The sequence below is a fragment of the Actinomyces sp. zg-332 genome (genome assembly GCF_011751945.2).
Lineage (GTDB): Bacteria > Actinomycetota > Actinomycetes > Actinomycetales > Actinomycetaceae > ZJ293.
In genome coordinates this window covers 286,756-302,590 of record NZ_CP064951.1, presented here as the reverse complement: position 1 = coordinate 302,590, position 15,835 = coordinate 286,756, and the positions used below count along the sequence as shown (strand labels likewise).

Here is a 15,835-nt window from a genome sequence, read left to right as displayed (position 1 = left end):
ACGCTTAGCCTATTGTTTTCAACCGTTCATATATAAATGTAATCATAAAAGTGTTTTAATTATAGACTATTTTTAAACACAGATATCTTATATTTTATTTCTTTATATAAAGCCTTAAACTACTTTTTAACTTATTTCAACCGCTAAAGCTTTCACTTCGAAATAACTTTATTTTTATTAATATTGTATATATTTTCTATATTTAAAATACAAAATTCATTAGTCTATAAATACAAAATATCAATATTGTAAAAAATAAATACATTTTCTGTTAGATTTCTAAATCTATATATAGTTTTTCATCAAACATCTTTTGAATGAAGCATCTATTTTACTTCATTCAAAAAAAAGGAAACCACACAAATCAAATCTAAAAATACATTAAATTTTATTTTGAAGCATGGTCTAAAATCGCTTCTAAGTGCTCAGATAAATATCGCAGTAATATTTCAGCACAGTTATCCAAACTATCGCAGATACCTTCACTTTCTAATGATGAGACACCGCAATCATATAACCCACAAGGAACTACTCTAGAGAAATGGTCAAGATTTGGGTTCACGTTTAATGCCAAACCATGCAAAGTAACACCATTAGCCACTTTTAAACCAATTGCACAAATTTTGCGATCAGGGTTTCGTAGCCACACCCCTGCTTTGCCTTCAATAGTTTCCACATTCAAACCGTATTCTTCACGAATTGCAGCTAAAACAGCTTTTTCAACTGTGCGAATGTACAAAATCACATCAGAGGGATTTTTCAGCTTAACTACTGGATAAATAACAAGTTGCCCCTGTCCATGCCATGTTATTGATCCACCTCGGTCAACTTTAACATAGTTATCTAGTCCACATAAATGCTCTTCTTTAGTTTTGCTACCAGCTGTGTAAACATTATTGAACTGGGATACTATCAATGTGCTTTTTCTAGTACCTTCTAAAACTTCTTGATGAATTTTTCTTTGCAACGTATCAACTTCTAAGTAATCAACTAATCCTTGTTTTAATAAGTTTTCAACGTTCATCATTTTCCTTAGTGTTTGTGTGTCTAAGCATTATTTAAGTATCTGTATTTTAACACTTTCATGTTTTGATTAGAATAAGGAATGCGTGAGGAATAACTTCTAATAATATTTAATATATTAGCCATATTTTGCAAATAAGTTAGTTCAGTTTATGGTCGGTGGATTATTCTTTATTTTCGCCAGCAGTTCGTTTTACCTACTATCTATTTAAATAGATAGATGGTGAAATACCAAAATGATATCTCACCATCTATATAACTTAGTTAATATTACTTCTTAACAGTCTTTTTCAAGTACATTCCTGCAGCTAGAGTACCAGCTCCTAGGGTAAGTAGCATGAATAAGTCGTTGATACCTGTGCTTGCCAAAGCGCTTCGTTTCTGAAGCTTAACTTTTTTAACACCAGATTTTGAAGAATCTATTTGTGTCTTTGATTTTTCATCAGCATTTGATTTTTCATCAGCCTTTGGTTTTTCAACAACTTTTACTTTTAGAACAATATCTTTAGTTGAGCCATCTGGATATGTGACAGTAACAGTAACAGGATGTTCACCAACTTCTACATCACGTCCAGGAGTTAGGGTAACTTTTCCAGTTTTTTTATCAATATTTACCCAGCCAGGAACGTTACCAGCAGGAGTAAAGGTAGTTCCATCAGGTAATTGTTGTCCTTCAGGAACTGAAACATCAGCTTCTGTTGTACTTTCTTTCTCAGCCTTTACACCTTCGCTAGGGTAAGTTGGGTTATACTTTTCTGAATCAATTTTTTCAAATGTCATAGGTATATCCCAGGTGTCTTTGTCATATGATGCTAAAAGAGAAGTAGGTCCTGTGTACTTATATATTTGGGTAACATTCTTAGGGAAATTGATTTTTACATCATATTTACCTGAAGAAAATAGTGTATTACCAAAATCTAAAGACAATTTTCCATCAGCTGTAGCTTTATTTAAAGTTCCTGTCCATGATTCGGAACCTTTAGTCAATGTTACAGTAGTTCCTATTAGTTCTTTAGGAAGTGCAGATTCTGGAATTACAGAAGGATCTTTTGTAACTATTTCTTTACCATCAACGCTAACTATTCCTTGAATAGTCTTTTTTGCCCAAATACCTACTAGCTGGTTAGGAGTATTTTTCCCAACTTTTACTCTAAAGTCTCTAACTTGTGGTCTACCTAGACCATAAACTTCATACTTATCAGCATCATAGTTATCTGCTCTCAAAGTATAGTCGCCAAATGGAACTGTTTTAGGATACTCTGTGAATGCACCTGTATATGGGAAACCAGCATTACCCCTATTTAGTGTAGTAGTGTAAGTTTTACTAGGATCTTTTGTATTTGTCAAAGTAAAACGTATATCGCGTAATCCTTCAGGAATGGCTACTTTATCAGCTGCTTCTGTTCCTTTAGGAACTGTAAGCAAATTTCCTTGATATAAAATAGAAACAGTTACTCCAACACCATCTTCGGCATTAGCCATAGTGGGAAAAACCATTCCCATTGTTAAGAATGCAAGAAAAAATCCCATAAAATATTTGAAACTGAGTTTCCTCTTCATTTTACCCATACAGTATCTCCTTTAAAAACAAAATAATAAGAAAGAAAGCATACAGTACGTTTAAAATAGGCACTCAAGATAGAAATAAATAATATTAAATATTAGTTGCATGTAAAAATTACTTCGTAATATTCACATAAAATACTAGTCTTACAAACTGTAGTATTCCTATTACACAGACTTGCCAGTTACTATATACAATCCTTACTATTGTTGTAAATTTACCATTCTAGTCTACACGAACTAGTATCTCTTGTTATAAATTTTTCAATAATTAATTATTTTGTTACTTATTAGTTATCAAAACTATTAAATACTTCTTCTAATAACGTTGTCATTATTCACTATTACACTAGTGGTTTAACACTCTATTTAAAGAGAAACATTGTTTTCACAAATTAATTTTCATTACCATAAGTCATTTTTATAAAATGAATATTTAAATATTTCCATAAATATTCCACTCAACATCTAGTTCCAAAAAACACAGTTACTATCCCTATGTTTTCTTCTAAAAAAACAAGTATTATACTCTCCAACTTTTATTATTTCTCTATTTTCAATACAACTTATTATCTATACGTATTTTCATAGTAATTAAAATTTTATAAATCAGAATATAAGTATGTTAGGCTGATATTTTCATGCTTTTTAGGAGGAATTATCTCTTTTATTTCTAGCTCATTTATATAAGTTTTCTGATGACATGGGTAACCACATTGGATTAATCTATAATGAACCTGTATTAACGTTTCTTGCCAAACTCAACTTTTTACACACACTTAGAAGTGTTTTACGTTACTTATGTACCTTTATTATATGTTCTTATTTTGTCTTTTAAAACACTAAATGTTACCTTATTTAACTATTAGCTATCTTGTGAATATTTCTTATAACAATTCATATAACAAAATTTATGAGTTTTCTCATTAAAAAGTAAAATTTGTCTGTTGACATTTATATAAAACAATAAAGTCAGTTTTCTTTTCATCAACCATTTTTGATAAAAAATAGCAAGATTCTAGTAATTATTCTTCTTAGAAAAATACATCAACACTTATTGAGCCTAGTGTATATACTACATAATCACTAGATAAGTTATATACAAATATATTCCAACTTTCCCTGCCGATTTTATTGCACCTTTATGCAGCATGTTCTTGTTACGCTTAAAATACAGTTGAGTACCGACAAATGAGTGAGTGCAGTATCAAAACAATATTGGTTAGGAGCACAACACTTCAACAACGTCGAATTTACCGAATTTACAATTGCTTCAACTTAAGACTTTGTTTACAGCCTCTTCACAAAAATATATTAGACTAGTATCCTGTATAATCTGACTATCAACTATTCTTTTTATCAATTTTTGCTGTAAAAATAGGTTTTGAATCTCTATAAATTCTGGCTCACTTTTCCCAAAATACTTATATTAGTTAGTCTTTAAAAGTTTGGTTTGTATTCTTTTTTCGGGGGGGGATATGGCTATATATTCAAATTTTTCCTTCCTTGAATAGGTAAGTAATTAAGAAATACGGTTTTTCACTTTGTCTCGTTTGTCTTCTTGCGCTAAAGACAATAGTTCAGATTTTCTAACAACCCCAAAATCACTTTATTATATAATGTTACAAATGAAATCTAATTTATTCCTTTTAGTTTTTCACATTGCATAATATAGGAAAATAACCAACATAAACCAAGCAGTTACTAGTAATCTTAACTAAAATTTCTGTCTTCATTTTGCCAAATCTACGAAAAAAATACTTCAACATTATTCCAATAATAAATGATTTTTTCATATCCAAAGCTTAGAATATAAAATGCTACTTGGTCACTTTGTCTGACAAAGCATGTATACCATTACGCAAAAACTTTCTCGTAATCTTGGAATACCCTACAATCTCTACATTTTGCAGGGAATACCAAACATTAAACAGTCTTCGTAATAAGTATATTTAACGATTACAAGAGCAAGATTATGTTGAGTATAAAAATATAAATTCTTGTATAAAAGTTCTCTAACTTTCACACATTTCCATATACAAACACACTTATGAATTCTTTATTTCCGTTATATATCTCTTAATAAATTCTAGTAACCATAAGTTTTAGTAACTATGATAAAAAGACACAAAAGTTACAATATTGAATACTACAACTTTTATTTTATACATTTATACAAAACTAAAGGTCTATATATGTCTTAGCACTTTCGAATAAATCGTCTAAAGTAACACTTTCTAGCTTCTTTTCTAATGCCTTTTGAAAACAGCACAACTTATCATCCAATATACTGTGAATATTTTTTCCAACTGGACATTCTTGAGAAGGATTATCATGAAAATTAAATAACTCACCATTATCGATAAGATCTACTGCTTGAAAAATATCCAATAAAGTAATTTCTGACGGATCTTTAGCAATAGTAATACCAGAACTACCTCTACTAGAATTAACTAATCCTTTTAATTTGAGCATAGAAACAATTTGTCTCACAATGACAGGATTTGTATTTATACTACCTGCTAAAAACTTACTTGTAACTTTTTCATTACATTCAAAAGTATTTATACACACAAAAATATGAACAGCAATTGTAAAACGACTTGAAATTTGCATAATACGACACCTTGCGAACTCTATCTTAGATCACAAAACCAACAACAATAACTTTTAGATGTACTAACACTATTACAACAATTCAGAGAATTTCTTATTTTATACATACCTATTAACACGTAAAACATCAACTGAAATACAAATAAACTAGAAAATTTTTAATGAACGTCAGAAAAACTACTTTGATTATAAAATGTTTATACAACTAAAAGATTTTTATAATTAGGGTGGAAAGTTTTCTAACTTTCCACCCTAATTAGAATGCTTTATTCTACTGTAATATCGTTTTCAATAATTACCTTAATAGCGTTATGTTCTGCAGCTTTAGAGAATACTTCGTACGCTTTTTCAATTTCACTTAGTTTGAAATGATGTGTAACAAATTTCTCTGGATTAATCTTTCCAGCCACAAGAGACTTCAACAATTGAGGTGTTGTATTTGTGGATACCAAACCAGTAGTAACGTTAACGTTACGAATCCACAACTTATCCAAAGCAAATTCGACTGGCTTTCCATGAACACCGACATTAGCAATTGTACCGTCAACACCAACAACTTTCTGGCAGAATTCAAATGTAGCAGGAATACCTACTGCTTCGATAGCAACATCTACACCACGGCCATCTGTCAAGTTGTAAACTTCTTCAATTGCTTTTTCTGCATCTCTTGAATTAACTTTATGAGTAGCACCAAAGTCCAAAGCAGTTTCCAAACGGTTATCATCCAAGTCAACCATAATGATTTTTGCTGGTGAGTAGAACTGAGCAGCTACCAATGCTGCCAAACCTACAGGGCCGGAACCAACAATTGCAACATTACAACCTGGCTCTACTTTACCCTTTATAACACCAATTTCATAACCTGTTGGAAGAATATCTGACAACATTGTAAGAGCTTCATCAGATACGCCTTCTGGAACATGGTACAAAGTATTATCAGCATGAGGAACACGTACATATTCTGCCTGAGTTCCATCAATCATATAACCAAAAATCCAACCGCCCTCGTCTTCGCAGTGAGCGTAGATACCTTTCTTACAGAAATCACACTTACTACATGCGCATACGCATGAGACTAGTACTTTATCACCTTTCTTAAAATTGGTAACACCTTCACCAACTTCCTCGACGACAGCAACACCTTCATGTCCTAGAATACGGTTGCTATCAACTTCAGGGCAATCACCTTTAAGAATATGCAAATCGGTACCACAAATAGTTGTTTTCACCATACGAACAACAGCATCTGACGACTTGATTATCTTTGGTTTGTCAACATCAACAAACTTTGCTTCGCCTGGTTTAATATAGGTATAAGCTTTCATAGCTTCCCCCTCATGTGTTACTGATAACAGTGCGCCTATGCACTGTTAATTACTGATGGCAGTGCCCCTATGCACTGTTGCGACAATTGTAAAACATTTTTTTCAAAAACTATACTAATATAAGGTGACACAGATTAGAATGAGTAGTTTAATATTAACTAAATATAAAGTTATTCATTCAATAGTTAACCTTACTATGTAATAATTCTTTTTTTGTTTATTGGTTTTACATGTTAATCGAATAATTCAACATAGCAAAGTGATATACATAAAACCCTTGTCTTTATCTAGCAAAGTCAATGATTTCAACTATTAGTTACATATCACAAACACTATTCTCATACATTATACATCTTTACCAGTAGCAATATTTTAATTACTAAATCTTTATGAATTCTAAATATAATAAAATTATCATTACAATCTTAAAGAATAGAAAATTTTCACCTCACAAAAGGCGTTTCAAATACGCTAAAAGATTTATAAAATTTTATTTACGTAACTTATATGTACCAAAATTTCTTTACAATGCAAGTACAACACATTCCATAGTCTCATACAAGACTAGCCCCTACATAACTAACTAAGTCAAACAACCACCTTGCACCTTTATAAAAGTCAATTTAAATTTTCTTTAATCTTTTAGTCGCAAGTAAAATTCCAACCTTGAAAAAATAAATATTCAAACTAACGCAAAATACACATTCCACAGCAAATCAAAAAGTCTAGCAATATATATTAAAGTTCAAAAGAAAAATAAAGTTAAACATTACATTATTATAAAGTATCCTATTATAGAAACTCACAATATAGCTAACAATTACATTATATGTTTTAATCATACCCATGTTTAAAATGAAGTATAATATCGAAAATACAAAGTCTAGGACACTATACTTTTTCCTAGCATTTACACTCTTAATCTTAGGGTTTCAAACCCCAACTTTTGCTCAAACTGCTGATAATCCTGTAGTTATTAACGGCAATGATCAAAACGTGAATACTCAGGGTGTAGTATCTAATGATGGATACAAACGAACAATTTACTACGAAGTAGTTGGCAAAGACGGAAAAACTTACCGCACAAATGCTGCTGGATTAGATGGAATTGGCCGTTCTTTGATTGACTTGAGTAACATGCAATCTCTATCCATGGTGTTTGAACTAGAAAATACTTCTTCCTCACCTATCACAGTAAGTGATTTATATTATTTACCAGGACGCTACCCAACTCAGGCAAACAAAAGCTACCCAGCACAAATTCAAATGGCTGGAGAGATGATTTTCTCAGATCCAAATTCCGATATTGCTACAAATTCAACATACAACGGCAAACAAGCAAATGAAGTTGGTCCTGGCAAAGCTGTTGAGTACAGCAATGTCGAACAAGTTCATTTTATAGGCAAAGCTCCAATTCCTCCTGGCACTAAACTAACCGCTCGGCTTCCTCTAAAGCTTATAAATGCTGATAAAATGAAAATGACTGATGGTCATTATTTCAGCATAATAAACTTAGTATTTGGATCTGCAAAAGGACCAAACGTTGCCATAGATATACGTTTTACACAAGCTGTAAAAGATAAGTCAGGTAATCCTATTTTAAGTAATAAAGGACAGTATATTGGCACAGTCATGACTGAACCTGGAGCCAAAAAATATTCAGCAGTTCCAGCTGATATACAAAAAGTTCTTCCACACCAAGATTTGTCTGACTACACAATTGCTAACGACTTCTTCTGTGCTGAAAAATTCTTCAAAAAGTGCACTTTACCTTGGACCGATGCGACAACAGATCCAACCCTATATCAGGGCGGTTTCTATAGAATAAAGCTAGAACGCATTCGTGCTTCTTTAGAGGGAACAGGCTACACAACTAATGGATTACCTTATTATACTTACACAACCAGAGAAGGCGCTGAACTAACAGATGCTAACGGTAATCCTATTCCTAGAGAAACAACAGATTCTAACGGAAATACGCTAGGCACCTTATATGTAGAACTATTCCAGTATATAAAAGCTCATGATACTGAACTTACAGTTGGAGATAAATACACACCAGCTGATACTTTAGACTCAATCCATGAGTACAATGTAAAAACTCCAACTTCTGTAGATCTAACTGATCCACGAGTAAGTATAGATTCAAACGTAGATACTTCCAAACCTGGAATATATAAAGTACGTTACACTTTCAAACAAAATGATTTCACAGTTGCGACTAAAGATGTGAAGGTAGTTGTAAAATCTAAAGAACAAGCCGCTAAGACAGAAAGTAAAGATAAAAATGACAATAAGCAGGCTCTAAAACCAGTCTTGAAAAAGAAATCTAGCCCTCTAGCTGAAACTGGTCTAAATTCTTATGCTTTATCAATGGTAGGACTTGCAGCTATACCAGGTGTGGCTATAATTCTTATCTCACGTAGAAGTAAGAAAACAATGTAATACCAATACGTACAGACGCTAAAGTTTTTGCTTGTATTTAATAGTAAATGCAAGCAAAAACTTTTTAACGAGTAAATTTCAAAATTATCAAAATTGACTATAAATAAAAATTAAAAATAAACAATTACATATATACAATATATTTGTCTAATAGGTAAATCCTAAAATCTACTAAACTCAATACCGTAAGATTTTATAAGAATATTACTACAAATTCGAAATATTATTACTATTCTTATCAATAAGAGTAAAATCATCCTTTATTCTTAGAAGTAAAAACAATACTTAAATTTTTACTTCACACCTAGTTTTCAATAATTATAGTAAAGCTAGTAAAAATAATATTATAGAAGTAAAAAATACTAAAGAATTTTCTAAAAGTTCAACTATTTAAACTTTCTCCTATCAACAAATAATAAGAATTATATACTAGATATTTTTCTTAAAATAGTTACAAATATCAAAAGCACATAAAGTTTTATGCTACGTTTACCTCACCCGTGTATTAACTATAGTTAAGCAATGTACTTACAAATATATTCAAATCATATACCCAAAGTTATATATAAATACGATTTCATTCTAAAAACAAATAAAGTAAGACAATAAAAAGTGCCCCCGAGACGATTCGAACGTCCGACACCCGCTTTAGGAGAGCGGTGCTCTATCCCCTGAGCTACGAGGGCAATAAATGAAGTGTACCACAAACAAAAAATATATAAAATAAGTATGTCTATTTTGTAATATTAAAATAATGAAAGGTGTATACCCTGTAATAGACACACACCCTTCATGTACATTTTAATATTCGCTCAGTAAATAATTCTATCCCTCGTAAGTAGACGGAACAATCATTATTGGACATTCAGAATAGTTTAACAAACTTTGAGAAGTAGATCCCAATAGTAATCCTGTAAAACCACCACGACCACGAGTCCCAACTACCAATAAATCACTTCGAGATGAAAATTCAGTCAAAACTTTTGTTGGATGTCCTTCTAAAGCATAACGAGTTACTTCTAGTTCTTCTCCAGCTAATTCAGTCTCAATAACTTCATTTAGACTGTTTGAAACATCTTCCAATATAACTTCTTTTTCAACTGTAAAAGGAAGCCAAGTAAACATTCCTAGACTATTAGTCATTGGTACAGTCATAACTGCTGTTAGATGAGCATTGTCCATTTTTGTTTCGTAAATAGCAGCTTTAAAAGCTAGACGTGAAGATTCAGAACCATCAACACCAACAACAATTTCATTTATCTCAGAATAATCTTTATCTTCGTCAGCAAAAGGAACAATTACAACAGTACAACATGAGTGGCAAGCTAGTGCAGAAGAAACTGATCCCAAAAGCCTATCAGCAATTCCACCACCTGTACCAGATTTACCGACCACAATCATTGAAACTTCATTGCTCAATTCAACAAGAATTCTAGCAGGATCACCAACTTCAATACTTGATGTTACTTCAACACCTTCTTCAGTTGCTAATTTTACTGCCTCATCCACTACAATTTGAGCACCTTCTTTTATGGATACATCATCAATTGTTGCATATCCACCTTCAAGCGATGAAGGAGTAAAGCTCGGCAAAGAATAAGCACATATTATATGCATCCTTGCATCAGCTTTTTTTACTCGGCTAGCAGCCCATTTAACTGCGTTTAAGCTCTCCTTTGAGCCATCAACCCCAACCAAAATAATTTCTTTTTTACTCATCACACTCTCCTAAAGGGGGCTATTTAATACTTACTATAATTATAAGACACTAAAGCTATTATTTAAAAAAGATTCTCGATAACCAATACTTACTTTACAATTACACTTTTACAAAACCCTTGATTTTATAAGGTTTTTACAAAGTATGTATTAAATATAACATCACTATAAAAACAAAAAAACTAAGTATTTAATTGTAGTAAAAGACAGAATCCTACAAATAAAAACACAAAGAAAACAATATTGTGTATTTTAAAACAGGTATAAGGTAAATAAAAAATATAGGCTATACAAAAATTAGAAAGGTAGCTACAAAATAAGCGTTTAAACAAAATGAGAGAGCATCCAATTGATACTCCCTCACATGAAATCTTATCTATCCTACACGACGAATTGTATATCCGCCCCACATAGGTGAATATCCCAATGGAGCTCCTGGAGATGAAGCGTGTAGAACTGTGCCGTTTCCAGCATAAATACCTGAGTGATATCCCCAAGATACAATATCGCCTGGACGAGCATTTGCTAGTGATACAGGGACACCAACAGATGCCTGTGCTCCCGAAGTACGTGGAAGCTCAATACCATTTTGACGATATACATACTGGACAAAACCTGAACAGTCAAAACCTGCCGGAGTTGTTCCACCATATACATAAGGTACGCCGATATAACGCGTAGCTTCACCCATAATAGAACCAGCTGGTGCTGCTGGTAGAAGTGATGAATCGACTCCTTGTCCATTACGACCTTGATTACGCAAATCATCAGTAGCGTTTCGAGTAACTTCTCTAGATTCAATACGATCTACCGCAATTGCGTCCATATCCCACTTTGTATCATCAGTTACAGATACATTAGGATTTGCCTTTATCTCGGCTTTTTCGAAGTCAGACTTTGCATCTACTGGAGTAGGAGTAGCGTTAGCTCCTGGAATAGCCATAATCGTAACAGCCAAACCTGTTGAAGCAACTGCTGCAACGTTACGACGAGCTTGCTTTGAAATAGATTCACCCAACCCAGTGAATGGAGTTACCGGACGAGCAGACGCACGATGGCGACCGCGTCTTTTAGAATTAGCCAATTTTGTCTCCTATATTATCTACGAGGTTAGCTGTCGGATTCGGTAGAGACTTACCTAACAAGCAAAGCTTGTTTTCACCCCAAGAACTCAAATGAGTTCATATTTGGTTTCCCCGCCCTCATCTATTGTTTTCTTTGATAAATAGCGATGAGGTTGGATAACTATTTACCAGCTTCAACATCTTTCTAATCGAAGCTACCTTACATTGTACATAATTTTTAGAAAAAAGTCACACGAAGAAAAAATATTACGAAATATTCAGCAATATAGCTGAATATTAGACACTATTTCACAAAAATATGTCGCGCCAATGTTTTACTTATACTAAGAGATTGCAAAGAATCTTCACTCGATAATATATATTCTTCTCCTTGAACACTCACATTAACTTTAGTGTTTGGAAGAATATTATTTTGTAAAAACTGTTTCAGTAGATCAACATGAACTTGAACAGGCTCACCTATACGCAAAATTTCGACTTCTTTTTCCTCATCTAAAATGATACTAACAAGAGATTTTCCATGTTTTAGAGCTTCACTTGTAATAGGAATTAAATTACCATAAGGGTCTGTATCAATTTTACCTAGAAAATTCCTCAAATATTCCAGCACTTCATCTCCAATTACATGTTCCCATTTACATGCCTCTTCATGAGCTAACTCCCAAGGATATTTAAGAACATCAACTAACAGACGTTCCACATACCTATGCTTAGTCATAATATTTCGTGCTAGTTTCATTCCTTCGTCAGTCAATTTAAGTTGTCTATCAAAATCGATATATAGCAAACCGTCACGTTCTAGTCTTGCAACTGTTTGAGATACTGTCGGCCCCGAATGATGTAAACGTTCAACAATACGAGCTCGCATTGCCACAACGTCATCTTCCATTAGCTCATAAATGACTTTAATATACATCTCAGTAGTATCTACAATATCTGACATCTGCCCACTTTCCTTAATAATTGCGTTGAATATAAGGTATCAGAGAATATAAATAAAAAATTGAAATATTATAAATACAAAAGAAAAACTTTGATTTATCAACAGTATTTAAAGGTAATTAAATATTTATAAATTCTTTATTATTAACTAATATAGGATTAATAAGGAAATGCATACCTTACTTAAATACAGTTACTTTAGTTAAGTGTTATGACTCAGTGTTTTTATCAGCATTATTTTTGTCATCAAAATCTTTACGTAACAAACTTACAATTTGTGACAATTCCTGTAACTTCTCATTTTGAATATAAACATGCTTACTCAATCTGAATATCAGCAACAAACAAAAAGCAAAAATCAACAGAAATAGCAATGCAGGTGGATAATCAATACCTATTTTATGAGCAACATAATCTACAACTGGCACAAAAACTGGAGAAATTATCAAGAGACAGCTAAGAATAATCCAGAAGAAACTTTCTTTTTCTGAGAAGATATTCTTTTTCACACTCCGATAAGTAGTTATGAAAAATAGTAATCCGATAAAAACAAATAACAAATTCTTCATAGCCCTTTTACTTTCTTATTTGGAAAATCTTCATGAATCTAATAAACAAAATAACAAAGATGCTATAAATCATCTTTATCATGTACTTTATTGGCTTTATTATTCCACCATGCATACTTTCGCCAAACTCTCGTTCACGCATTTGAACAGAGACCTCACTTACTTTATAACCATCCAAAAGCATAGCTATAAGCAAGTTAGCATCTGGATATTCTGGAAAGTTACCCATCTTTGAGTAGTGAGTGAAAGTCTTTCTGTTTAGGATTTGAAAACCTGAAGTAGGATCAGAAATCTTTACTCGATTAATCATCCTTATTAGAAGTGAGAAAAGCTTAGTACCAACTTTACGGAAAAAGCTATGCTTATAATTAGTCTTTTTTAGAAACCTAGAACCAATAATTATGTCGCTATCAGTATCTTTGGCTGCCTCGTATAATTTCTTTGCTTGATTAGCTACATGTTGTCCATCACCATCGAACTGAATAACATAGCTATATCCTTTTGCAACAGCATATTTAAAACCTAGTTGCAAAGCTCCGGCATACCCTGAGTTATAAGAAGTAGAAATATAATTAGCATCTATTTCTTGAAGAACTTTAAGAGTATTATCTTTTGAACAATCATTGATTACAAGAACATCACTGTCTGAAAAATCAGCTTTCAATTCCGTAATAACCTTAGCAATGTTTTGTTCTTCATTATAAGCCGGTATTAAAGTTAATATTTTATTCATTTTTATACTTCTTATATATTTCTTTTTCTTTCGACATAACTTTAATACAAATAAACAGTGGACGATATTAGAAATACCGTCCACTGTAAAATTTTGAATGTTATTGGAATAAACCTTGAATAGGACCTATTACGAAGTACAAAATAAATAGTACTGTTGTGAACCAGATTAAATAGTGTTGCTTCCAATTTCCCTTTGCCAATTGAATAATGGTGTAAGTGATAAATCCTGCACCAATACCAACTGTAATTGAGTAAGCAAAAGGCATCATTGCTATAGTCATGAAAGCTGGAATAGCGTATTCCCAATTCTTCCAATCAATTTCAGCAATCTGAGTCATCATCAAGAAGCCTACAGCTACAAGAGCTGTTGATGCTGCTTCACTAGGAATAACTTCAACAAGTGGAGCAAAGAAAGTAGCCAACAAGAACATAAGCCCTGTAGTAACTGATGCTAGACCAGTACGAGCACCATCAGCAACACCAGCTGAAGATTCAACATAGGAAGTTGCAGAAGAAGTACCTGAAGCACCACCAGCTACAGCAGCTAAAGAGTCAATAATCAAAATTCTAGTTGTCCTTGGAGGAGCATCATCTTTGCCTAGCAAACCAGCTTCAGCACCAACAGCAACCATTGTGCCCATAGTGTCGAAGAAGTCAGCCAACATCAAAGAGAATACAATAAGAATTACTGCTAGAACGCCTAGACGGGTAAATGGCCCAACAATATCGAACTGTCCCAAAGTTGAAAAATCTGGAAGCTGGATGAGTGATTCCTTGAATTCAGGAATATTCAAACCCCAACCAGTAGGGACTTTATCAGATTTTGTAGGTAATCCAGCAAAGTATTGAATTACCATAGCTAAGACTGTAGAAGAAATGATACCAATTAATATGGAACCACTTACTTTACGTACGAACAAAATAATGGTCACAAATAGACCAAATACGAACACTAATGCTGGCCAACCAGCCAAGGAGCCGTTGATACCTAACTGAATTGGTGTTCCACCTGGGCGAATAATACCAGCGTCGATCAAACCAATTAGAGTAATAAATAGACCAATACCAACAGAAATAGCCATTTTTAACTGACTTGGCACTGCCCTAAAAACAGCCTCTCGAAGACCAACTAAAACTAGGAATAAGATAAAGACACCTTCAAGAACAATGATACCCATTGCTTCTTGCCAAGTTAAACCTGAACCTAGAACTAAGGAGAAGGAAACCATTGCATTAATACCCATGCCAGCAGCTAAAGCTAGAGGGAAATTAGCAATCACGCCCATAAGTATTGTCATAATTCCAGCAACTAATGCTGTTGAAGCAGAAATTGCAGCAATATTAGGTGCGCTACCTCCACCTAGGAAAGAACCAGTGGAATCTTTACCGGCGGACAAAATAATAGGATTCAACACGAGGATATAGCTCATTGCAAAGAAAGTTACTATACCGCCGCGGATTTCACGACCAAATGTTGAGCCGCGTTTTGTAATCTCAAAATAACGGTCGATACGACCCATAATACCTGTTTTTTCGCTCATAGCGATTGGGGATGTAGTACTCACAGAAAAATTCTACATGAATGTATTGTAAAAGTAATAAAAATTACATATTTTATTACAAAAACTTAATAATTTTTCAAAAGAGTTTCAGAAAAAATTAAAATTACACACAAATTCTCATTCTATGAGACTAAAAACCATATTTTGAAATAAATACCCTATTATTTTAGAGATAAGCATTACCTTTATTATGCGTAACAAAAAGTAAGTAAAATTCAAGCAAGATTGTTTTAAACTTTTCTACACTTAAA

Annotated in this window: 11 protein-coding genes, 1 tRNA gene and 1 riboswitch; of the genes, 1 reads left to right on the top strand and 11 read right to left on the bottom strand. The window is 32.8% G+C overall.

The annotated features are described in order from the left end of the window. Positions 1 to 388: 388 nt before the first annotated feature. From lipB to HCQ94_RS01150, 4 genes are all read right to left on the bottom strand, one after another. Entirely contained in the window at positions 389 to 1,024 is a 636-nt protein-coding gene (lipB, locus tag HCQ94_RS01165; RefSeq protein ID WP_166979057.1) for a lipoyl(octanoyl) transferase LipB, read from the bottom strand. A 269-nt stretch (positions 1,025 to 1,293) separates the two neighbouring features. Then, a complete protein-coding gene (locus HCQ94_RS01160) occupies positions 1,294 to 2,592 on the bottom strand; it encodes a Rib/alpha-like domain-containing protein (RefSeq protein WP_166982811.1) in 1,299 nt (432 codons plus the stop codon). A 2,175-nt stretch (positions 2,593 to 4,767) separates the two neighbouring features. Further along, complete coding sequence (locus tag HCQ94_RS01155; protein ID WP_166979049.1) at positions 4,768 to 5,202, bottom strand: Rrf2 family transcriptional regulator; 435 nt, start codon at positions 5,200 to 5,202, stop codon at positions 4,768 to 4,770. 266 nt (positions 5,203 to 5,468) lie between these two features. After that, positions 5,469 to 6,527 (bottom strand): zinc-dependent alcohol dehydrogenase family protein, encoded by a 1,059-nt coding sequence (locus HCQ94_RS01150; protein ID WP_166979044.1) that lies wholly within the window; start codon positions 6,525 to 6,527, stop codon positions 5,469 to 5,471. A gap of 846 nt (positions 6,528 to 7,373) precedes the next feature. Between HCQ94_RS01150 and HCQ94_RS01145 the strand changes: the two genes are divergently transcribed. Next, entirely contained in the window at positions 7,374 to 8,972 is a 1,599-nt protein-coding gene (locus HCQ94_RS01145) for a bacterial Ig-like domain-containing protein (RefSeq protein ID WP_196373615.1), read from the top strand. Between the two features lie 613 nt (positions 8,973 to 9,585). Here the strand turns inward: HCQ94_RS01145 and HCQ94_RS01140 are convergent. The 7 genes from HCQ94_RS01140 to HCQ94_RS01110 form a co-directional block, all read right to left on the bottom strand. Then, positions 9,586 to 9,658 (bottom strand) — tRNA-Arg (locus HCQ94_RS01140). A 139-nt stretch (positions 9,659 to 9,797) separates the two neighbouring features. After that, on the bottom strand, positions 9,798 to 10,691 hold the full coding sequence (locus HCQ94_RS01135; RefSeq protein ID WP_166979038.1) for a universal stress protein: 894 nt from the start codon (positions 10,689 to 10,691) through the stop codon (positions 9,798 to 9,800). A gap of 376 nt (positions 10,692 to 11,067) precedes the next feature. Further along, positions 11,068 to 11,775, bottom strand: coding sequence for a C40 family peptidase (locus tag HCQ94_RS01130; RefSeq protein ID WP_232525736.1), 708 nt, complete (start codon positions 11,773 to 11,775; stop codon positions 11,068 to 11,070). Beyond that, positions 11,776 to 11,925, bottom strand: a riboswitch (cyclic di-AMP (ydaO/yuaA leader). It lies immediately after the preceding gene. A gap of 134 nt (positions 11,926 to 12,059) precedes the next feature. After that, complete coding sequence (locus tag HCQ94_RS01125) at positions 12,060 to 12,719, bottom strand: metal-dependent transcriptional regulator (protein WP_166982813.1); 660 nt, start codon at positions 12,717 to 12,719, stop codon at positions 12,060 to 12,062. A 208-nt stretch (positions 12,720 to 12,927) separates the two neighbouring features. Next, on the bottom strand, positions 12,928 to 13,287 hold the full coding sequence (locus HCQ94_RS01120) for a DUF2304 domain-containing protein (protein WP_166979032.1): 360 nt from the start codon (positions 13,285 to 13,287) through the stop codon (positions 12,928 to 12,930). 7 nt (positions 13,288 to 13,294) lie between these two features. Next, positions 13,295 to 14,020, bottom strand: coding sequence for a glycosyltransferase family 2 protein (locus HCQ94_RS01115; protein WP_166982815.1), 726 nt, complete (start codon positions 14,018 to 14,020; stop codon positions 13,295 to 13,297). Between the two features lie 100 nt (positions 14,021 to 14,120). After that, positions 14,121 to 15,563 (bottom strand): NCS2 family permease, encoded by a 1,443-nt coding sequence (locus tag HCQ94_RS01110; RefSeq protein WP_166979122.1) that lies wholly within the window; start codon positions 15,561 to 15,563, stop codon positions 14,121 to 14,123. Between the last annotated feature and the right edge of the window lie 272 nt (positions 15,564 to 15,835).

Excerpts from the sequence above, each read along its gene's own strand:
- HCQ94_RS01115 (WP_166982815.1), bottom strand. The coding sequence starts at position 14,020 with ATGAATAAAATATTAACTTTAATACCGGCTTATAATGAAGAACAAAAC.
- HCQ94_RS01150 (WP_166979044.1), bottom strand. The coding sequence starts at position 6,527 with ATGAAAGCTTATACCTATATTAAACCAGGCGAAGCAAAGTTTGTTGAT.
- HCQ94_RS01155 (WP_166979049.1), bottom strand. The coding sequence starts at position 5,202 with ATGCAAATTTCAAGTCGTTTTACAATTGCTGTTCATATTTTTGTGTGT.
- HCQ94_RS01120 (WP_166979032.1), bottom strand. The coding sequence starts at position 13,287 with ATGAAGAATTTGTTATTTGTTTTTATCGGATTACTATTTTTCATAACT.
- HCQ94_RS01145 (WP_196373615.1), top strand. The coding sequence starts at position 7,374 with ATGTTTAAAATGAAGTATAATATCGAAAATACAAAGTCTAGGACACTA.
- HCQ94_RS01110 (WP_166979122.1), bottom strand. The coding sequence starts at position 15,563 with ATGAGCGAAAAAACAGGTATTATGGGTCGTATCGACCGTTATTTTGAG.
- HCQ94_RS01160 (WP_166982811.1), bottom strand. The coding sequence starts at position 2,592 with ATGGGTAAAATGAAGAGGAAACTCAGTTTCAAATATTTTATGGGATTT.
- HCQ94_RS01125 (WP_166982813.1), bottom strand. The coding sequence starts at position 12,719 with ATGTCAGATATTGTAGATACTACTGAGATGTATATTAAAGTCATTTAT.
- lipB (WP_166979057.1), bottom strand. The coding sequence starts at position 1,024 with ATGAACGTTGAAAACTTATTAAAACAAGGATTAGTTGATTACTTAGAA.
- HCQ94_RS01135 (WP_166979038.1), bottom strand. The coding sequence starts at position 10,691 with ATGAGTAAAAAAGAAATTATTTTGGTTGGGGTTGATGGCTCAAAGGAG.